Raw genomic sequence first — 18,005 nt, 5'->3', positions numbered from 1 at the left:
TGGTCCCCTCTCCCGGTACGCCAGGAGAGGGGCCGGATCGAGTTCGTTGCACTTGATGAATGATGCCGCGTCTGATCCGACCGTGGCATGGGCGTCTCGCCCATGCGTGTGGACTGGAATGAGAGATCTCATTGGTTGGCTGTTGCGCCGACCAAACCGCTGCAATCAATTATGTCTTCCGGCCCTACCACGAGCATGGGCGAGACGCCCATGCCACGGGAAGGCAGCCGCCACCGCGTTCTCTATCACCTTCTCAGGATGACGATGGTCGTCAGACGACGTATTTCCAAATGATTACGCCGGCACATGCGCCGGTTGGGCCATCGGTGGTGAACCGGTCGGCGGTTCGTCGGGCACCACGACTTTCACCTTCACCTCACCCGGCAGCAGCGCTTCGAGCCGTCGTTGGAACGTGCCCTTGATCAGGTGATAGAGCGCACCCTGACGGCTCGTGCCGATCAGCACTTCCTCGCAGCCGTACAGCGCTGCCGTCTCGGCGATCAGTTCGGCGGCGTCTTGGCCGCTTTCGTAGACGGGCAGCACCGTCACGCCGGCGTCGTGGCCCATCTCCAGGAACCGGCTGAAAGTGCGCAGCGCCGCCAGATCGGTGTCGATCGTCAGTTTCGTACCGTCGTCGTAACCGTACGACAGCGCGACCTGCCGTACGAAGCAGACCACAAGTGTCGCGTTGCGCGACTGCGCCTCGCGCAGCGCAACGGAGGCCAGCAGGTCGCTGCCGTACGTGCCCAGCAAAATCTTCGGTTTGCCCATCGCCTCGCTCGTCACCTGCTCAGCGATCGCCTGGCGCAGCAGACTGAGCTTGGGCCCGCGGCGCTTCTGCAATTGCTTGGTCGCGTAGCGGGCGGTCAGGCCGATCGCCATCACGATGCCCACGAACGCCAGCGCGTGCAGCTTGGTGAACGCCAGCGTGATCCAGATCGCCACCAGCAACACGCCGAGCGTGGCCATCGGCACCTTGCGCCAAGGCGAGCGCAGGCGCGGGTGGATCGCGCAAAGCGACACGTCGATCGCAACGGCGCCCACCACGCCGATCGCGTAAAGGGCCACGAGGCTTTCCAGATCGTGTACCAACAACAGCACGAACGCCGGCGTGCCCATCGCCAGGGCAGCGGCGATCCAAGGGGTTCCGTAGCGGTTGGTCTTTTGAAAGAATGCCGGCAACTCACCATCACGGCTGACGACGTAGACGACGCTCATCAGCCCGTTAATGGCCGTGTTCGTCGCGCTCAGCAGCAGCACGCCACCCACGATGCGCACGCACCACTCGGCCCACTCACCGACGCGCACCTTGGCGATGTAGGCGAGCATGTCGTTCTTGTGCGCCTCGCGGTCGAGCGGGAAGATCGAGAGCATCACCAGCGCCAGCAGCACGTTGAACAGCGCCACCTCGATCGCGACGATCCACACCGCCTTGCTCGCTGTTGCGCCGACGGGTTTCTTCATCACGCCAGTGAGGTTGGCGATCGCTTCCACGCCCGACAGCGCCAGCACGATCGAGACAAACGCGACCCACGTCGAGCCGAAGTCGTGGTTCAGGTGGCCGATCTCCAGTTGCCCCCAGTCGACGTGCGGGATCGACCCGAACACGATCAGCATTGTGATGAGTATCATCCCCAGCGCCGCGGCGATCGCGAACGCGGAGGAGTGTTTCGGGCCCAGCAGGTTAAACAGGCCCAGCGCACCGATGGCGACAATCGCCCACAGGCCGGGCGAGTCCCAGGCGAACAACTGCTCGTGCTCGGCCGCCGCGGCCTTGTGGTTCAGCACGATCGCATCGCCAGCATCGACCACGGTTGCCGGCGAGCCCGCGGGCATGTCGGGTGCGGCGATGCCGGGATTGGTCGTGGCGGCGACGGCCTGCTGGACCATCGCGTGCTTCTGAAGGGGCAGGCCGAAGTAGTGGAACGCCTCCAGCGCGCTCAGGCTGGCGGTAATCGTGTAGTCGGCGAACAGCAGCAGCGCCCCCACCACCGCCAGCGTGCGGCTGCGCCGCTTGGCGGCGCTGTACACACCGCCACCGTCGGGGTAGATCCGGCAGATCTGGCTGTAGGCCCAGCCCACCGCCAGGATCAACAGGCTCATCGACAGGATGAGCCAAAAACTGCTTCGACCCGCGAAGAGAAAAGCCAGCCCCAATACGTACAGGCGGCTGGTGCCCCAATCGCCAAACAGCAGCCCCGCGGCCTGCTTCCAGCTTAAGGTTCGCGGACGGGTACTCGACAGCAAGGCCAGCGCGAGCGGTTTTTCACGCCCGTTGTCCGAAGACGTTTCCATTTTTGCCTGATCCAGTCGAACGAAGGCAGGAACCGCGCGTTCCGTGACCGACCACCAAAAGACAGACGTGCGCTACCCTACCACCGGCCTTGCCGCCTCAGCGGCAAAGTAAGCAGTCAGGCGTGGGCCCGATCGTCATTCAAGAAGGTCATCACGTGGCGCGCGGCGTGCTGCGCCCTTTCACATGCCTACGGGGTTAGCTGACGGGCTGGGGCTTGAAAGTGCCCTGGAACTTTTGTGAGTCCCTTCGCCCCCGGTACAGACCTGACCCGCAGACCACACGTCTGCCGGCCCGTCCCTGCACCCTTGGGTTCCCCGCACCGCTGGCCCTTGGCAGGCCCTCGGTCTCGGCGGCTACATGGCCAATAGCGTAGACCTGCGCGCCCGACGGGTCAACGAGCCCGCGCCTGCCCTCCGCACAACCACATGCACTTGCAAGACTTAACCTCTCCGAATCCTGCGCCAGGCGCGAAGCCAACGGCTTGGTTGCTTCAGTGAGCAGTTGATGGCCGTATCGATCCCGCGCCCGTCATCCCCTATAATCCCGCGCGAGCCAAGAGGCTGGTAAAACCAAAGGATTGCCTTGAGCGAAAACAACTACGATCTCGTCGTTATCGGTGCCGGTCCCGGGGGTTACGTCGCTGCCATTCGGGCGGCCCAACTGGGAATGAGCGTCGCCATTGTTGAAAAGGAGCCGGCCCTCGGTGGCACCTGTTCCAACTGGGGCTGCATTCCGACCAAGGCGCTCCTGGACTCCAGCGAGTTCTACCATCAGGCCAAGCACGACTTCGCCAAGCACGGCTTAAAGGTCGGTTCGATCGACATCGACTTGCCCGCATTGCTGAAGCGCAAGGACGGCGTTGTCAGCGCCAACGCCAACGGCATCGCCTACCTGATGAAGAAGAACAAGATCGCCCACGTGAAGGGCACCGCCCGCATCGCCAGCGCGAACAGCGTGGTGGTGACCGCCAGCGATGGTGATAAGACGCTGTCGACCAAGCGCGTGCTGATCGCCACCGGTAGCGCCCCGATCGAGCTGCCGGCCTTCAAGTACGACGGCAAGCACGTCGTTAGCTCCGATCACGCGATCAACCTGCCGAAGATTCCCGAAAAGCTGCTGATCATCGGCGCGGGTGTCATCGGCCTTGAACTGGGCAGCGTCTGGGCCCGGCTGGGCTCGCAGGTGCAGGTGGTCGAGTTCCTCGACCGCATCGCGCCCAACATGGATAAGGAGATGACGACCGCCCTGCAGAAATTGCTGGAAAAGCAGGGCTTCAAGTTCAAGTTCAAGACCGGCGCCCAGACGGCGACCATCGCCAACGGGAAGGTAAAGGTCGACTGGGCCAGCGGCGACGAGAAAGGCGTGGAAGAGGCCGACGTCGTCCTGGTGGCGGTCGGCCGCAAGCCCTACACGCAGGGGCTGGGCTTGACGGAACTCGGCGTGGAGATCGACAAGCGCGGCTTCGTGCAGGTCGACGCGCACTACCAGACGAAGGTGCCGGGAGTCTACGCGATTGGTGACGTGATCGGCGGGATGATGCTCGCCCACAAGGCCGAAGAGGAAGGCTACGCCGCCGTCGAACTGATGGCCGGCAAGGCGGGCCACGTCAACTACAACGCCGTGCCCAACGTCATCTACACCAACCCCGAACTGGCCAGCGTGGGTTACGGTGAGGACGACGCCAAGGCCAAGGGCTTCGACATCAAGGTCGGCAAGTTCCCCTTCATGGCCAACGGCCGCGCCCGCGCGATGGGCCAGACGGACGGCTTCGTGAAGGTCATCGGCGACGCCAAGACCGACCGCCTGCTGGGCGTGCACATCCTAGCCCCCCGCGCCAGCGACATGATCGCCGAGGCCGCCGTCGCGATCGAGTTCGCCAGCAGCGTCGAAGACATCGCCCGCAGCGTCCACGCCCACCCCACCCTTGCCGAGGCCTTCAAGGAAGCCGCGATGAACGTGGAGAAGCAGGCGATCCATATCTAGAGCGTGTTATGCACTTTCCAGCTCAGAAACTGGCTTGGGTGCCACGGTTTGGTACGCCAAGCCGTGCCGGTACACGCAGACACGGCTTGGAGTACCAAACCGTGGCACCCAGCGTCGTCACGCCTGCGTTACTGACCCCCAAAGTGCATAACACGCTCTAAACGAGTTCAGTTTCACCACGAAGGCACAAAGACACGAAGCGATTCCAGACTGTCTGGAATCGCTTCGTACTTTCGTGCCTTCGTGGTTGAACAGTTGTTCGTGGCCTAGGCCATGCTTGGCGTGGCGGAGGTAGCAATGGCGCGTTCGCGGCGCTTTTGTTCGCTGGTGCGCTTGGCGTTCCAGCGGGCGACGCGCCAGGTGCCCAAGACCACCAGTGCGGTCAGCACCTGGGCCATCACGCTTTCCCACGTGTTGTAGAAGCCGAGCCAGTTGCCCATCCAGTTAGGCCACGAGCCGGCCGGGATGCCCGCCACCTCGCGCAGGGCCGCGGGCGGGTCGGCGAGCGTCGGGGCCTCGTTGGACCGCTCGACCGTGCGGCCGGGCAGTGGCGTTTCGGTTTGACGCGCGTAACGCATCGCCTCGTCCATCAACTGCCGTGCCCGGCTCGTCTGCCACTCGATCTCCTCGCGGGCCGCCTCATCCTGTTGTTCTGATCCTTTCGGTAGCGCTTGCAGCAGCAACACCCCTTCGGCTTGTTCAGCCGGGCGCTCCAGAACTGCGCCCGCGGCACGTCACCGGCGCGCACGGCGTCAGCAATTTCCAACACCATAGCCTGCTGTGACAGCGCGCAGCTGCGCCATCGCGACGATCGGGTTGGCCGATTTTTTCGCCTCGGCGTCGCGCAGAAACACCTTGGCGGATTTGCTCTGCCACGGCTCGCCTGAGCAGCCAACCACTGCCAGCAGGCCGGGCAATCGCCCCGGGCATATGTGGAAACAGCCCCATCTACGCTATCTGATCATTCATTCGCCCCCGCTCAAACGGCAGAATCCGCATAAACGGCGATTGCGTGCGAATTTACTGAAACGCAAACGCATGGATGTAAGACACTTACAACCCAAGCGTAACATTCCACACAAGCTTCAAATTTTGCACGTCGTCAAATTGGGCTCAGTTCCCCCATGATGTAGGTGTGCTCGGTAGGCGGATACCCGAACGGTCGGTGTCATCCGCTGTTAACACGTATTATCGCCTACGAGGCGAAGGAGAACACATGCGTTACGCACGCTTCTTACCCGCACTGGCGCTTCCGTTGGCGTTGGCCACGGCACCTGCCATGGCCGCCGACAACACGCGCGACGGTGGCTTGGAGTTCACGCTGGCCGGTAACGGTTCGAGCGACAACGACGTCGAGACCGGTTCGTTTAACGGTGAGGCGAGCCTCGGCATCTTCCTTGGGCCCTCTTTCGAGCTCGGCGTTCGTCAGACGGTCGGCTACAGCGATGTCGGCGCGGGCACGAACGTCAACGCCTCGACGCGCGGGTTCCTCGACTACCAGTTGAACCTGGGTCGATTCGCCCCGTTCATCGGTGTCAACTTCGGTTACGTCTACGGCGACACCGTCAGCGACACCTTTGCTGCCGGCCCGGAAGCGGGCGTGAAGTTCTACCTCGGTGAGACCAACGACGTGTTCGTCTTCGGTCGCGTCGAGTACCAGTACTTCTTCGACGAAGACGAAGAGCTCGATGAGATCTTCGACGGTGATGGTCAGCTGCTCTACACGCTCGGCATCGGTATCCGCCTGTAATCCAGGCTGATCTCACGTCGGACGTTTGACTCCAACATCGTCATTCTGCGACGCCTGATGCGCCTCAGCCCGTCCCGGCACAGCCCCGGAAGGCTAAGGTGTTTCAGGCGCTGCAGGATGACGTTTTTCGTTGGCGTGCCATCCACAACGTGACGCAAAAAAAGCCCTGCGACCTAGGTCGCAGGGCTTTCTCGTTTACGTATGCGTCGTCGAACTTACACCCGGTTCTTCAACCGAAGCGCGTTCTCGACGGCGGGACGGCCCATGGGGTAGTACTGGAAGCCGGTCTCGCGCATCACTTCGCGGTTGAGGCAGTTGCGGCCGTCGAAGATGATCGGCTGGTTCATGGTCGCCGCGATCTTGCGGAACGGCAGCGTGGTGTACTGCGGCCAATCGGTCAGCAGCGCGACGGCGTCGGCGCCGGCGGCGGCCGTCACGGGGTCCTGCGACCACTCGACCTCGGTCCCCTTGAACAGCTCCTTCATGTGCTCCATGCCCTTGTAGTCATGCGCTCGCACGTGGGCGCCCTTCTCGAGCAGGTACTCGATCACGTCGATGCTGGCCGACTCACGAATGTCGTCGGTGTCGGCCTTGAAGGCCAGACCCCACACCGCGATCGTGGCGCCCTCGATCGGGCGACCCAGCTTCTGCACGATCTTCTCGGCGAAGCGCTTCTTCTGGTTCTTGTTGACCGTCTGAATCGCGTGCACGAACAGCGACTCGTGACCGGCCGACTTGGCAATGTGTTCCATCGCGGCGACGTCCTTCGGGAAGCAGCTGCCGCCGTAGCCACAGCCGGCACGCAGGAACGCCGGCCCAATGCGGCTGTCCGAACCGATGCCCTTGCGGATGTCTTCCACGTCGGCGCCGTAGAACTCACACAGCACCGTCAGCTCGTTCATGAACGAGATGCGGGCGGCGAGCATGCTGTTGGCGGCGTACTTGGTCAGCTCGGCCGACTCCCAGTTCATCGTCATGAAGTTCTCTTCACGCTTGATGAGCGGGTCGTACAACCGGCGCATCATGCGGAACGACTCGGGGCTCTCGCCGCCCACCACGATGCGGTCGGGGTTCAGGCAGTCCTGAACGGCGGTGCCTTCCTTCAGGAACTCGGGGTTGCTGACGACCGAGACGTACGCCTTCGTCTGGCTCTTGAGGAAGTTGTACAGCTTGCGGTTCGTACCGGCCGGCACCGTGCTCTTGACGATGATCGTGACCAAGTACTCGTTGTTGTGCTCGGCCAGCGCGTCGCAGACCTCCTTGCCGGCCCCTTCCAGGAACGACATGTCGACCGTGCCGTCATCCTTCGGTGGGGTACCGACGCACAGGAACACCACCTCGGCGTCCTTCACCGCTTCCTTCACGTTGTCGGTGAACTGGATTTGCCCGCTGGCGTAGTTCTCCTGCATCAGCTCCTGCAGGCCGGGCTCGAAGATCGGGCAGTGCCCGTCCTGAAGCGCCTTGAGCTTCCGCTTGTCCTTTTCGACCCCACGTACGTTGTGGCCAATGCTTGCGAGGCAAACACCGGTCACGAGGCCCACGTAGCCGCAGCCAATGATCGTTACGTCCATATGATTTTCCTTAATCGACTAAGCAACAGTCTCACCCACTGAGCGCTGGCGTGTCAGCGAGACTATACACGAATTATTTTCACGCTGCGCGACAAACCGCACGTTTTCAGTTGCAGTTCCAGACACTTATCGTGGCCAACGAGGAGGAAGATTCAATATTTTCCGTCCGTGCCGGTAGAGCCTTGTGTCAACAGTGGTTATGAGACCTTCATAAAATGTATGTACAACTGTTGTATTGACTCGACACTGCAGCCGTTACCAAGGGCTAGCTACCCGTTCTATAGATGAGGCCGGCAGTCGCTCTGAAGTTGAGTCGCTCCAGTTGCATGAAACAAGTGCAGTTGATCAGGCGACCAGAAGCGAGTCGACGTTCGCCCCACTGGCGCCGATGCTGGTCAGGCGGATCGCGTTGTCACCGGCCAGCAGGTCGACGATGATCTCGGTCGTGGCCCAGGTCGACCAGCCGCCGGTCGACTTGAACGACAGCGTTGGTGTGACGACGGTGCCGTTGACGCGCAGTTCCAACGGCCGATCGCTCGTGCCGCCGTTGGCGTAGCGGATGACCAGCCGATACTTGCCAGCCGACGCGCTGGTCGCGTTGAACTCCAGGTATTCACCCTTGGCAGCGCCGTAATCGACGTAGCCTGCGCCGGTATAGCCGGCCCACTGAGTGCTCGGTTGCGCCCCCACGCGGGTCGCGGACTCGGCCTCGATGCGCGGCGCGATGCCGATCGCGCTGATGATCGCGTTGTCGCGCTTGGCCAGGAAGCGCAGCGACAGTTGCCCGTCGACCACGGTCACCGGCACGTTCACCACGATGCCGCGCTTCGCCCCACCGGCCGCCACGATGTCGAAGTTCGCCAGCGCCGTGACGCCCTCGGCCAGCACGTCGAAGACGCGACCGCCCTTGGCGGAGTAGACCGGATCGACGAAGTACAGCTGGACCGTGTAGTTGCCGTTGGGCACCGCGCGGTTGAACGCGAAGTCGCGGCCGTAACGGCGCGTGTAGAAGAGCGCATCGTCGATCGTGTCGGCGTAGTCGGCGGCGCCGGTCGATTCCGTGCCACCGATGAACCCCTCGGCCGCAGTGAAGATCCGACCGTCGGCGACCGTGATCGGCTTGCTCGTGGCGTTGATGCGCTGCGTCGCGGAGATGCCGGTCGACGCGGGCGGTGGGTTGATCGTGAACGTGATCGTCCGCACGGCGCCCGCCTCGCCCGTAGCGTTGGGACCCGCGAATGGGGCAACGGTGAGGGTGTGGGTGCCCGGGGCCACGTCCCACGCGTAAAAGTCGGTCCCGGCGTCACCAGCGATCGTGTAGGGCGCGTAACCCTCGACGCGCACCACCTTGCCGTCGACCGCGAACAGAACGCTGCCGATGCGGCCCGTCGTGTCGGCGCGCAGCGTGAGCCCGCCGGGGAACGTCGCCTGGCTGATCGTCTGCTGGTCGGCAAGCGTCGCGACGACCTTGTCGGTCTTCGCGTCGATAAGCGACACGCTCGCGATGGAACCGACGGTCGGTTGCGGCTGTGGCGCGGGCGGCGCTTCGGTGACGCTCCAACCGATATCGTCGAGCCCCGCGAAGTCGAGCCCGGTGTATTCCTTGCGTCGGCCGGTGGCGATGGTCGGGTCGAGCGATGTTTCGTTGCCCTTGAAGAGCAGGCCGTTCTCCCAATGTGACCGTTCGTCGTCCAGCGGCACGGGCGCCCCGTACGCCGCCACCGATTTCGGGCCGTTGAACGTGCGCTCGGCGGTTTGGTTCCACCAGGCATCGCTGGCTGCAACGCCCAGCACGTGACCGAGTTCGTGGGCGGCCACGGAGTAGAAGTCGAACTGGTCGGTCGTCAGGCCGACCGTCGTCTCACCGAAGAACCAGTTGGTGCCGTTGTCGAACGCGATCGTGCCACTGGCCGGCGCGAAATCGGTCGACGGGTCGTCCTGCCCGCGCTTATGGACGGTGTCGTACCAGGCAGGGTCCCCGGTGGCCGACCACCCGTTGGGACCACTGACCGCCAGCGTGGTGCCGGGCAGGTCGCGCGAGCCGACGTAGACGATGATCCGGTCGACCGGCACGGTGACGTTGTCGATCTGGTAGACGCCCCCCGTTTCCGGGTGGTAGCCGGCCAGCAACCACGCGTTGCTGCCGGTCGGCGTGATGCCGGTCAAGGAGTCGGACAAGCGCGACGTGATCGACTTGGCGGCGGCTTCCAGCGCGCCGCGGCGCGCGGCGTCGGTGAAGAAGCCGGCGCTGTCGAGCGAGTAATCAAACTGAAACGCCACCGAGAGCAGCGTGCGCCGTTCCAGCGCTTCGGACCATTGATCGCCCACGTTCGTTCCCTTTCAAGACCCGCACGCCGCCCGCCACGGTCCACCTGACGCAGGTGACCGCATCGCGCACGCAGCGTGCTTTCGCTTGAGAAGTCTCTAGTTCCCGTTCGTATTGAAGCCCGTCATCCCCGGGTGACGCGGTCAATCATACCACGGCGTTCCAAAACCACAGCGGTATCGAAAACGCACCAATGCAGACCATGGCAACCGAACAGATGTGTCGGCCTGCACCTCTCTGTCATCGGTCGGCGCGGGCCATCGGCCGTGCGCCGGCTGACTAAATTCGTGAAAATCTAGCGTGCAGTGGGTCCGGATAACGACCCATCCCTTCGCGGGAGTCAAAAATGGCATGTTACCGGGCCCTCCGGCGGACCGCGGTTTGCATCTGCAGCACCCCATGACCCACGCGTTCGCGTCGCGAGCGCCCGCGGTTGCCATTGCGGCGCGTCGGTCGCTGGCGCCGGGTCATCTTTGCACGAGATGGAGGACAACATGGCGGAACAACGCGAACGCATCGACGAGAACCTCGGCCAGATCGGCGCTGGTGGCGGTGGGTCGAACGACGTCGACAGCGGCGGTGGTGCCGGGGCCGGCATCCCGGACGCCGAGACCGTGATGCGCGCCGGTGACGCCGTGACGCGCGGCGACGTGACGGAAGACCGCAAGCGCATCTTCGGCAAGGACGCCGACAACGCCGGTGCGCAACCGGGGCAGGACAAGCACTAGTTCCCCTCCGCGCCGACGGATTGGGTGGATGGACGAACGGATAAACAAATCAAAAGGAGCACGCCATGGCCAAGAAGAAGCTACGCAACCGAGTGAGCGAAGAGGACAGCCGTCAGAAGCAGAACAGCGCCGGTCCTAGCAAGGGAAAGACCCGCCCCGACGTCCCCTCCACCCCCGCCAACAAAGCCGCCACGGGCAAGCAGACGAGCAACTTACGTTAAAGACGACCGCTAAGGCGTTGGCGGGAAAAACAAGTGCACGACAAGGCCGCTCTCCACGTGGCAATGGCGTCTGGCCCATGCCCGTGGATAGTACGAGCGATGCTTTTAGTGGTGGACCGCGCTGACCAGACAGATCCCCGCTAAGAAAATCTTCCGGCACCAAACACGCATGGGCGAGACGCCGATGCCACGGCGTACGTTACCGCAGGCGATGGGATGCGATGCGTGTCGGCTTCGATTTCACGCGATCCGCGCGCTTAGTGACTTCAACTACCGCCGCCTCCTGCGGCGGCGGCGCCATCTCCACGATCGCCGGCCCCGGCTCTACGGCGAGCGCGGCCTCAGCCATGCCGATCAGCTCCGCGGGACCACCCTCGTGGCCGTAGTCGATGCCGAAGTAGCTGCTCAGCTCGTACTGCCGCCGGGCGAAGTACGTGTACGATCGCGGCTCTCCGTCCTCATCGGCATAGCGGCGCAGGATGCCCTCGGCCCGCGCCTGCACCGCGCGCAAGATCGCGGGCCGCAGGGCTCGGTCGAGCAGGTTGGGGTTCAGCGCCTCATCCCAATGATCGGTAACGAACGGCCGCAACAGTGGCGTGCCGGGCCGCACGTGATCGGCGAGCCGCCAGTACGGTCCATCGCGCACCATCAGCGGTTTGTGGCGCTGGCCGTTCACCTCGATCGCTTCGGTCAGGTTTACGTAGAACAACATTCCCGCGAAGTTGGCCGCAAGGTCGGCGTTGCTGTAGGCCCCCGTGGCGGCCAGGCCGAGCAGGCCCCCTTCCGAGAACATGCCGTCCGTGCCGCTGGCGACGGCAAGCTGAATCGCGCCCATCTCGGTCGCGCCCTCGCGCAGGGCCTTTTTATAAGTCCAGTAGTAGCCGACGCCCACGTCGGTGAAGTGCCCAACCTTATCGGCGCCGATGTAGACGCCGTGGACCAGCATCGTCGAGCTGAGCACGTTGTGCGTGATGCTGCGCAGGTCCGGCCACGGAAACGCGCTGCGGTAGACGCCTGGCCCACCGGCTCGAAACGCCACGATCTGCCCCGGGAACCGCGCCTGCAGTCGCTTCGAGGCGACCGTTCGCTCGATCGAATTGATCAACTCAATCGATCGCGGCAGCGCAGCGGTAACGGACTTCACCACCTCGTCCGGCCGTTGCAGCATCGCCAGTCGCGCCGGATCGTTGCCGGCCTCCACCAGTGGTCGCAGCGGTTCGTTCACCTTCGCGACGGCCGTCTCCAGCACGCGGTACATCCACGCGTCCAGCATCGGCCCGAGGTCGACGAACTGCGGCTCGGCTTCCCCCGTTCGCACCGCAGGCGTGCTGAAGGCGTCCATCTCGTGCGCGCTGGCGATCGGCGCCGCGGTGAACAGCGACAACGCCAGCAACATGAATCGCCGGCAGTGCGCCGCCTTGTTGAAGTTGAGCAAACGACCGCCACCCATCACGTGCCAACATAGGACGCGTAGCCGATTTTGCGGATGGGCAACTTTCGCAGATTTTAAGCTAATTCCGCCTAGTAGATGCTAAATTCCCCTTTTCGGTCCTTCATGTCTGCGCGCAACGACCAACGCAACGATTATCCGATAACCTGCGCAGGATATACCGTTCGATCAAAGGATGAGTCTTCTCGTTTTAGCCGCGGGCTTGCCCGCGATCGATTCGTTCGTCGAACGCGGGCAAGCCCGCGGCTAAACGGGGAACGCTTCGGGTGAAAGTGGAGTGCCCTACCGCTCTTCCGCGATCTGTGGTCGCGTGCTTTCGATGATCGAGAGCAGTTCCTTCTGTTCGTCCGCGGGCACCTGCAGTGCATCGAGGGTGGCCTTCAGATCGCCGATCGTTGCGTCAAACTCGGCATTGGTGATCTTCATGCCGGCGTGACTGGCCCTGATGTCCTTCCCCTCGTACACCGCCGGCCCACCGGTGGCCAGGCCGACGAACTGCGCCATGTGGCGTTTCAATGTCGCAACGTTCTGCGGCGAGGCCTCCCACTCGACGGACTTGTCGCCGATGCCCAGCAGCCCGCCGCGCGTGACGCCCTTGCGCGCCCAGTTGACGCGCGGGTCGGCCAGCGCGCGGTCGATGAAGTCATCGACGATGCGCGTCACGCCCTCTTCACCGCCAAGGCGCCCATAGAGCGTCTTGGCCTCTTCGCTGAGCGCGCCCTCCTCGCCGCCCTTCAGCTGCTGATCTTTGGTGATGCGCTGTTCGGCGCGCTGGTCGGCCTCACGGCTGCCGGAGGTGTGGAAGCTGTCGTCTTCCTTCTCCTGGCTGGCGCAGCCCTGAAGCGTTGCTGCGCTCAGCAGCGCGATCGTCACGATTGATGTCCATCGGGTCGTCATGTTCATAAGTTCCTATTCGTTCGCCTTCGCGTCATCCGCGCCGCGGGCCGCGCCGGCCCCGCCGGGGGCGGGCGCCAGGGGGTCTTCCGGCGACCCGCGCCCGAACTGCATGCCCTGCCCCGCCGGCGTCTGGCCCTCCAGCCGCGGCAGGTAGGCGCGGATGAACGCGTTGCGCAGCACGTTCAGTAAAGTGGCGAGCAGGTCGGTGTCCGGCCCGCTGAAATTGCCGCTGACGGGGATGAACGTCGCCAGCTGGTCGCGCGGCTGGTTCTCGATCACCTCCGACACCGTCCCGAGCATCGCTTCCCAAAACAGCGCGAAGATGTCCTTCTCGCCGACCTCTTTCAGCGTGAAAATCTTCAAATTGCGGAACAGCGGCTTCACGTACCCCTCGAGCTGGCCTTCCTTGGCGTCGATCTCGACGACGAGGTCGAACCAGCCGTGTTCGAAGTCGAACTGCCCGTACGCCTTGGCGAGGTCGTTGGTCTTAGTGACGTCCAGCCCGAGCATCTTCAGACCCATCTTGAACGTCGGGTTGTACGAGAACGGGTCAAACTCCGTCTGGAAGTCGATCTTCGCGTGCCCCATCGCCAGCCCGGTCGCGGTGACGGTGGAGACGAGTCGGCGGACCTCGTCGTGGACGTTGGTGAGGTTGTCCACCTGCACGTTCAGCTCGGTCAGCTGCACGTCGACGGGCGGGTCGGTGTCGGTCGCGCGGAAGTTCACGGTGCCGTTGACGACGGTGGCGCTGTTGATGTCGAACGGGAACAGCTCACTCAAGATTTGCAGCCATGGCCCACCGGCACCGGTCTGGTCGCTGGCGGGGTCTTCGGAGTCGACGAAGGTGATCTCCGGTTCGTAGACCGACACCTTCCCCGCCACCTTCCCCTCCAGCAGCGCGCGCCATTCCAACGCCAGGTCGAGCCGCTTGGCCGAGAAGAGCGGCGCGGGCACGCTGCCGATCACCTGGTTCATGCGGATGTCGTTGATGGAGTAGGCGCCACGCCATAGCGCGATCTTGATGTCGCCGATGCGGCCCTTGTAGATCGGGTCCTGATCGAGCACGCGGTTCACGTACCACCGCACACCGCTCGGCAACAGCAGCCGCGCAACGATGAGCAGCACGATCACGATGCCAAGCAGGCCCAGCAACGTCTGGCGGCGCGTGCGGCGCTTTTTCACGTGCTCCGGCTCGGCCCGTGGCGCATCGCCACCGGCCTTTTCGTCAGTCGCAGGTGCAGTGTTCAATTCCGCCACGGCCACACCGCGCACTATAGCGGTGCACCTTGCGATCGGACCACGTCCAAAACGCCCGCAGCAGTGCCGTGGAACCTTGCCCGGGCAGTGGAGAAACGGGAACGTCTAACGCCGGCAGCTACTGCTTCCCAGCCTCGGCCGCTCCGTACGCCTTCGTCAGCCGATCCAGTTCGTCGGCGGTGACTGACAGAACCGATCCGTGCCGGAAGATGAACGGGAACGTGAAACCAGTCGCAGGCTCGAACTGCCCCTTGGCCAGATCGCGCGTGAGGTACGCCTAGTAACCGGCGCCTCGGCTGTGGTAGTCCAGCAGCATGCACCACGTCGCCGGCTTACCGTCGGCGGCGGGCTCCAGTAGAAACGACTGCGGTCCCTCGTGCCCGCGCACCGCAGCAAGCGTGTTACCGGGCACGTCCTGCCACGGGCCCATCAGCTGGTCGGCGACCTCGTAGATCATCGTTTTGTTCTTCTCGTCCTTCGATGTGCGGTAATACCGACCGCCGTCGCGCACGATGTGCGTGTCAATTACCTGTTGCGGCCTGTCGATGTAGATGAACGCCTCGCTGAACGTCTGGAAATCCTTCGTGCGGCTCGCCCAGATGCGATGCTTCGCAAAGTCGTCGCCGGCCGTCGTGGATGCCCAGAAGACGAGGTAGTCGTCGTGCGCCTCGTCGTAGATGGCCTCGGGCGCCCACGTGCAGCCGGCGTCGTCCGGCGCCACCTTCACCAGCCGCGCGTCCGACCAATTCACTAGGTCGGTCGACTCCCAGATCACGATCGACTTGCTGCTGGCCCGCACCGCGCGCGTCCAGTCGCCGTCGCGCGCCATGGAGAGGTCGGTCGCAATGATGTACGTCTTGCGGCCGTCCTTCGACCTTATGAGGAACGGGTCGCGCACGCCTTTTTCCCCCAGGTCGCTCACGAGCACCGGCTCGCCACCGTTCAGCGCCGTCCACTGCCGGCCATCCCGGCTGGTGGCAAAGTAGACCTGCTCGGTCATCGGCGATGCCTCGCCCTTGAACGTCGCGAACAGGAACGCCCGCTCGGCGGCGACAGCGGTGGTCGTGGTCAGCATGGCCAAAAGGACGAGAACAGCGGTGAAGGAGACATGCGTCATGGTTGGGCGGCGATTCTATCCGCTGCCGCTCGAATCGCGATGATCGCCCCACCGCGTCCGTTGGACCGCCGCCGGTCCGAGTTCCTTGCCCATTTCTGCTACGATTCGGCGCATGAAATTGCGTGATTGGCTGCTGTTGCTCGCCTGCATCGCCGGCTGTGAACTCATGGGCATCGCCAGCGGTGTCGCGACGATGTCGAGCGTGCGCGAGTGGTACCCGACGCTGAACAAACCGTGGTTCAACCCGCCCGCTTGGCTGTTCGGGCCGGTGTGGACGCTGCTGTACGCGATGATGGGCGTTGCGCTCTTCCTCGTGCTGCGCCGCGGCGGGTCAACGCCCGGCGTGCGCGGCGCGACGATCGCGTTCGCGATCCAGTTGGCCCTGAACGCCCTCTGGTCCCCCGCCTTCTTTGGCCTGCGATCGCCGTTGGCGGGCCTGATCGTCATCGTGCCACTGCTGGGGATGATCATCGTGACGATCGTGCTGTTCTTCCGCCTGTCGCGGGCCGCGGGCGCGTTGATGGTGCCCTATCTGCTGTGGGCCAGCTTTGCGACGGTGCTGAACGCCGCGCTCTACTGGTTGAACAGGTAGGCGTGCGCGTGCCTCTGGTTCCCTCTCCCGGTACTCCGGGGGAGGGTTAGGGCGGGGGTCGCATGGTGCGATCTTGAAGGTGTCCGCGCTCGGGCGCCCTCCCTAGCACTGAGGGGCAAGTACGTGGTAGAGGGGACAAGAATACGGGGGGAGAAGAATACCGGGGGGAGAGACAGGCAGGAATGCCTGTCCTACAGAAGAGGGGCCGGCATGCTTCCGAAAGTTGCGGGAGACGCGAACGCCTTTTGGTTATACCCGCGCCGTCATCCCGCCGGTCGCCATCTCGTAGACGTCGACGCAGCCCTTGGCGGCGTCGGTCCAGCTCATGGCCTTTACCTCGAAGCTGCCGTGCTGGCGCAGCGTGCTGGCCAGGGGCGGGTGGCGCAACACAGCGATGATCTTGTTGGCCATCTCGTTCACGTCCCAGAAATCGACCTTCAGCGCGTGCGTGAGCACTTCGGAAACGCCCGACTGCTTGCTGATGATCACCGGAACGTCGTTGCTCATCGCCTCCAGCGGCGCGATGCCGAAGGGTTCGGAGACGCTGGGCATGACGTAGAGGTCGGCCATCTTGAAGACCTTGTCCACGTCGCCGCCACGCAGGAAGCCGGTGAACAGCACCTTGTGACCAATGCCCATGGCGGCGGCCATCTCGATCGTGCGGCGGATCATGTCGCCGGAGCCGGCCATCACGAACTTCACGTTGTCCATCACCTCCAGCACCTTCTTGGCGGCGGCGATGAAGTATTCCGGGCCTTTCTGCATCGTGATGCGGCCCAGGAACAGGACGACCTTCTCGTCCTTGTGGATCTTGTACTTCTCTTCATCAAAATCGCTCAGCGCGCCGTTGGACTCGATGGCGTTGTAGACCACCTCGACCTTCGACGGGTCGATGCCGTACTGCTGCACGATGATGTTCTTGGTCAAATGGCTGACCGCGATCACCTTCATGGCCGCGTGCATGCCGCGACGTTCGATGTCGTAGATGCGCGTGTCGACGTGCACGCCGGAGCGATCGAACTCGGTGCTGTGCACGTGCACCACCAGCGGCAGCCCCTTCTGGGCGGCGACGGCCATGCCGGCGGGGAAGGTCATCCAGTCGTGGGCATGCACGACGTTGGCATGCTCGGTGCGCGCGATGTCGGTCGCTAGCATCGCGTACCGCTGGATTTCGCTGAACAGGTCGCCGGCGTAGTGCGCGCCGGGGCTGCCATTGCCTAAAAAGCTCTTGATCGGCCCATCCACCTTCAGGCCGGGCTCGCGGTTCTGTTGCGGCGCCGAGGCGCTTGGGGCCGGGTGGGACGAAGCGACTGCGGCTACGGCGCGGGCTCCCACCGGGGGGGTCAGGATCGGGTCGATCGGCGTGGCGTCGGTGATGCGCGTGCGCTCCTCGCGGATCGTCTTGATCTGCACGTCGTAATCTTCCGGTCGCGTGTACGGGTCGACCATCTGCGCGTCGACCGTGCGGAACGTGACGTGCTCGAACTCGTCCATCCGAAACTCGGTCACTACCGGCGATGTCCCGACACCCGGTGACGACGACGAACGCCCACCGGCCGACGCGGTGGCGACGGCCTCGGGGCTGGGGCTGACGAGCGTGAGGTGCGACGAGAACGGCGTGCTGACGGGGCGCGGCAAGACGAAGAGAATGTCGGTCCCCAGCGCGCTCATCGCCTTGGTCAGGCCGTAGCACGCGGTCCCCAGTCCACCGCTGATGAACGGTGGAAATTCCCAGCCCAACATGAACACGCGCATCGTGAAACCGCTCTTTCTAAGGGGTGCCCCACTCACCGGCGCGAGCGGGACCGTCCCAATAC

15 protein-coding genes and 1 riboswitch are annotated in these 18,005 nt (G+C 63.9%); of the genes, 5 read left to right on the top strand and 10 right to left on the bottom strand.

All coding sequences use genetic code 11. The features are described 5' to 3' along the window. Positions 1-294: 294 nt before the first annotated feature. Positions 295-2,295, bottom strand: a complete 2,001-nt coding sequence (locus tag VGN72_15955; protein HEV7300861.1) for an amino acid permease — start codon at positions 2,293-2,295, stop codon at positions 295-297. Positions 2,296-2,465: 170 nt separating this feature from the next. Next, positions 2,466-2,641, bottom strand: a riboswitch (cyclic di-AMP (ydaO/yuaA leader). 237 nt (positions 2,642-2,878) lie between these two features. Here VGN72_15955 and lpdA point away from each other — a divergent pair. Continuing rightward, positions 2,879-4,279 carry a dihydrolipoyl dehydrogenase gene (lpdA, locus tag VGN72_15950; protein HEV7300860.1) on the top strand — a complete coding sequence of 467 codons (1,401 nt, stop codon included), beginning with the start codon at positions 2,879-2,881 and terminating at the stop codon, positions 4,277-4,279. 266 nt (positions 4,280-4,545) lie between these two features. Here the strand turns inward: lpdA and VGN72_15945 are convergent, their stop codons facing one another. Both VGN72_15945 and VGN72_15940 read right to left on the bottom strand, forming a co-directional pair. Next, positions 4,546-4,965: a hypothetical protein gene (locus VGN72_15945; protein ID HEV7300859.1), complete on the bottom strand. Its 420-nt coding sequence runs from the start codon at positions 4,963-4,965 to the stop codon at positions 4,546-4,548. 66 nt (positions 4,966-5,031) lie between these two features. Beyond that, entirely contained in the window at positions 5,032-5,196 is a 165-nt protein-coding gene (locus VGN72_15940) for a hypothetical protein (protein HEV7300858.1), read from the bottom strand. Positions 5,197-5,495: 299 nt separating this feature from the next. On the opposite strand from VGN72_15940, the gene VGN72_15935 reads away from it, so the two are divergent. Next, positions 5,496-6,029, top strand: coding sequence for a hypothetical protein (locus tag VGN72_15935; protein ID HEV7300857.1), 534 nt, complete (start codon positions 5,496-5,498; stop codon positions 6,027-6,029). A gap of 215 nt (positions 6,030-6,244) precedes the next feature. Here VGN72_15935 and VGN72_15930 read toward each other — a convergent pair whose 3' ends face one another. Beyond that, a complete protein-coding gene (locus VGN72_15930) occupies positions 6,245-7,600 on the bottom strand; it encodes a UDP-glucose/GDP-mannose dehydrogenase family protein (GenBank protein HEV7300856.1) in 1,356 nt (451 codons plus the stop codon). 345 nt (positions 7,601-7,945) lie between these two features. Further along, positions 7,946-9,928, bottom strand: a complete 1,983-nt coding sequence (locus tag VGN72_15925) for a malectin domain-containing carbohydrate-binding protein (protein HEV7300855.1) — start codon at positions 9,926-9,928, stop codon at positions 7,946-7,948. Positions 9,929-10,420: 492 nt separating this feature from the next. On the opposite strand from VGN72_15925, the gene VGN72_15920 reads away from it, so the two are divergent. Continuing rightward, positions 10,421-10,654: a hypothetical protein gene (locus tag VGN72_15920; protein ID HEV7300854.1), complete on the top strand. Its 234-nt coding sequence runs from the start codon at positions 10,421-10,423 to the stop codon at positions 10,652-10,654. Positions 10,655-10,719: 65 nt separating this feature from the next. Then, a complete protein-coding gene (locus tag VGN72_15915) occupies positions 10,720-10,875 on the top strand; it encodes a hypothetical protein (protein ID HEV7300853.1) in 156 nt (51 codons plus the stop codon). A 199-nt stretch (positions 10,876-11,074) separates the two neighbouring features. Here VGN72_15915 and VGN72_15910 read toward each other — a convergent pair whose 3' ends face one another. The 4 genes from VGN72_15910 to VGN72_15895 form a co-directional block, all read right to left on the bottom strand. Then, positions 11,075-12,310 carry a hypothetical protein gene (locus tag VGN72_15910; GenBank protein HEV7300852.1) on the bottom strand — a complete coding sequence of 412 codons (1,236 nt, stop codon included), beginning with the start codon at positions 12,308-12,310 and terminating at the stop codon, positions 11,075-11,077. A 297-nt stretch (positions 12,311-12,607) separates the two neighbouring features. Then, entirely contained in the window at positions 12,608-13,228 is a 621-nt protein-coding gene (locus VGN72_15905; protein HEV7300851.1) for a group 1 truncated hemoglobin, read from the bottom strand. A 6-nt stretch (positions 13,229-13,234) separates the two neighbouring features. Then, positions 13,235-14,470, bottom strand: a complete 1,236-nt coding sequence (locus VGN72_15900) for a DUF748 domain-containing protein (protein HEV7300850.1) — start codon at positions 14,468-14,470, stop codon at positions 13,235-13,237. 286 nt (positions 14,471-14,756) lie between these two features. Further along, a complete protein-coding gene (locus VGN72_15895) occupies positions 14,757-15,596 on the bottom strand; it encodes a glycoside hydrolase family 43 protein (GenBank protein ID HEV7300849.1) in 840 nt (279 codons plus the stop codon). Between the two features lie 112 nt (positions 15,597-15,708). On the opposite strand from VGN72_15895, the gene VGN72_15890 reads away from it, so the two are divergent. Continuing rightward, entirely contained in the window at positions 15,709-16,188 is a 480-nt protein-coding gene (locus tag VGN72_15890) for a TspO/MBR family protein (protein ID HEV7300848.1), read from the top strand. Positions 16,189-16,437: 249 nt separating this feature from the next. Here the strand turns inward: VGN72_15890 and VGN72_15885 are convergent, their stop codons facing one another. Then, the gene (locus VGN72_15885; protein HEV7300847.1) at positions 16,438-17,943 is read right to left on the bottom strand and encodes a glycosyltransferase; all 1,506 of its coding nucleotides are present in this window, start codon (positions 17,941-17,943) and stop codon (positions 16,438-16,440) included. Between the last annotated feature and the right edge of the window lie 62 nt (positions 17,944-18,005).

It is taken from the genome of Tepidisphaeraceae bacterium (assembly GCA_035998445.1).
Classification (GTDB): Bacteria; Planctomycetota; Phycisphaerae; order Tepidisphaerales; family Tepidisphaeraceae; genus DASYHQ01.
This window is presented reverse-complemented; position numbering and strand designations above follow the sequence as displayed.

What these genes read in the sequence shown, in the direction of transcription:
- VGN72_15935 (HEV7300857.1), top strand. Translation starts at nt 5,496, where the DNA reads ATGCGTTACGCACGCTTCTTACCCGCACTGGCGCTTCCGTTGGCGTTG.
- VGN72_15955 (HEV7300861.1), bottom strand. Translation starts at nt 2,295, where the DNA reads ATGGAAACGTCTTCGGACAACGGGCGTGAAAAACCGCTCGCGCTGGCC.
- VGN72_15920 (HEV7300854.1), top strand. Translation starts at nt 10,421, where the DNA reads ATGGCGGAACAACGCGAACGCATCGACGAGAACCTCGGCCAGATCGGC.
- VGN72_15890 (HEV7300848.1), top strand. Translation starts at nt 15,709, where the DNA reads ATGAAATTGCGTGATTGGCTGCTGTTGCTCGCCTGCATCGCCGGCTGT.
- VGN72_15930 (HEV7300856.1), bottom strand. Translation starts at nt 7,600, where the DNA reads ATGGACGTAACGATCATTGGCTGCGGCTACGTGGGCCTCGTGACCGGT.
- VGN72_15885 (HEV7300847.1), bottom strand. Translation starts at nt 17,943, where the DNA reads ATGCGCGTGTTCATGTTGGGCTGGGAATTTCCACCGTTCATCAGCGGT.
- VGN72_15895 (HEV7300849.1), bottom strand. Translation starts at nt 15,596, where the DNA reads ATGACGCATGTCTCCTTCACCGCTGTTCTCGTCCTTTTGGCCATGCTG.
- VGN72_15905 (HEV7300851.1), bottom strand. Translation starts at nt 13,228, where the DNA reads ATGAACATGACGACCCGATGGACATCAATCGTGACGATCGCGCTGCTG.
- VGN72_15915 (HEV7300853.1), top strand. Translation starts at nt 10,720, where the DNA reads ATGGCCAAGAAGAAGCTACGCAACCGAGTGAGCGAAGAGGACAGCCGT.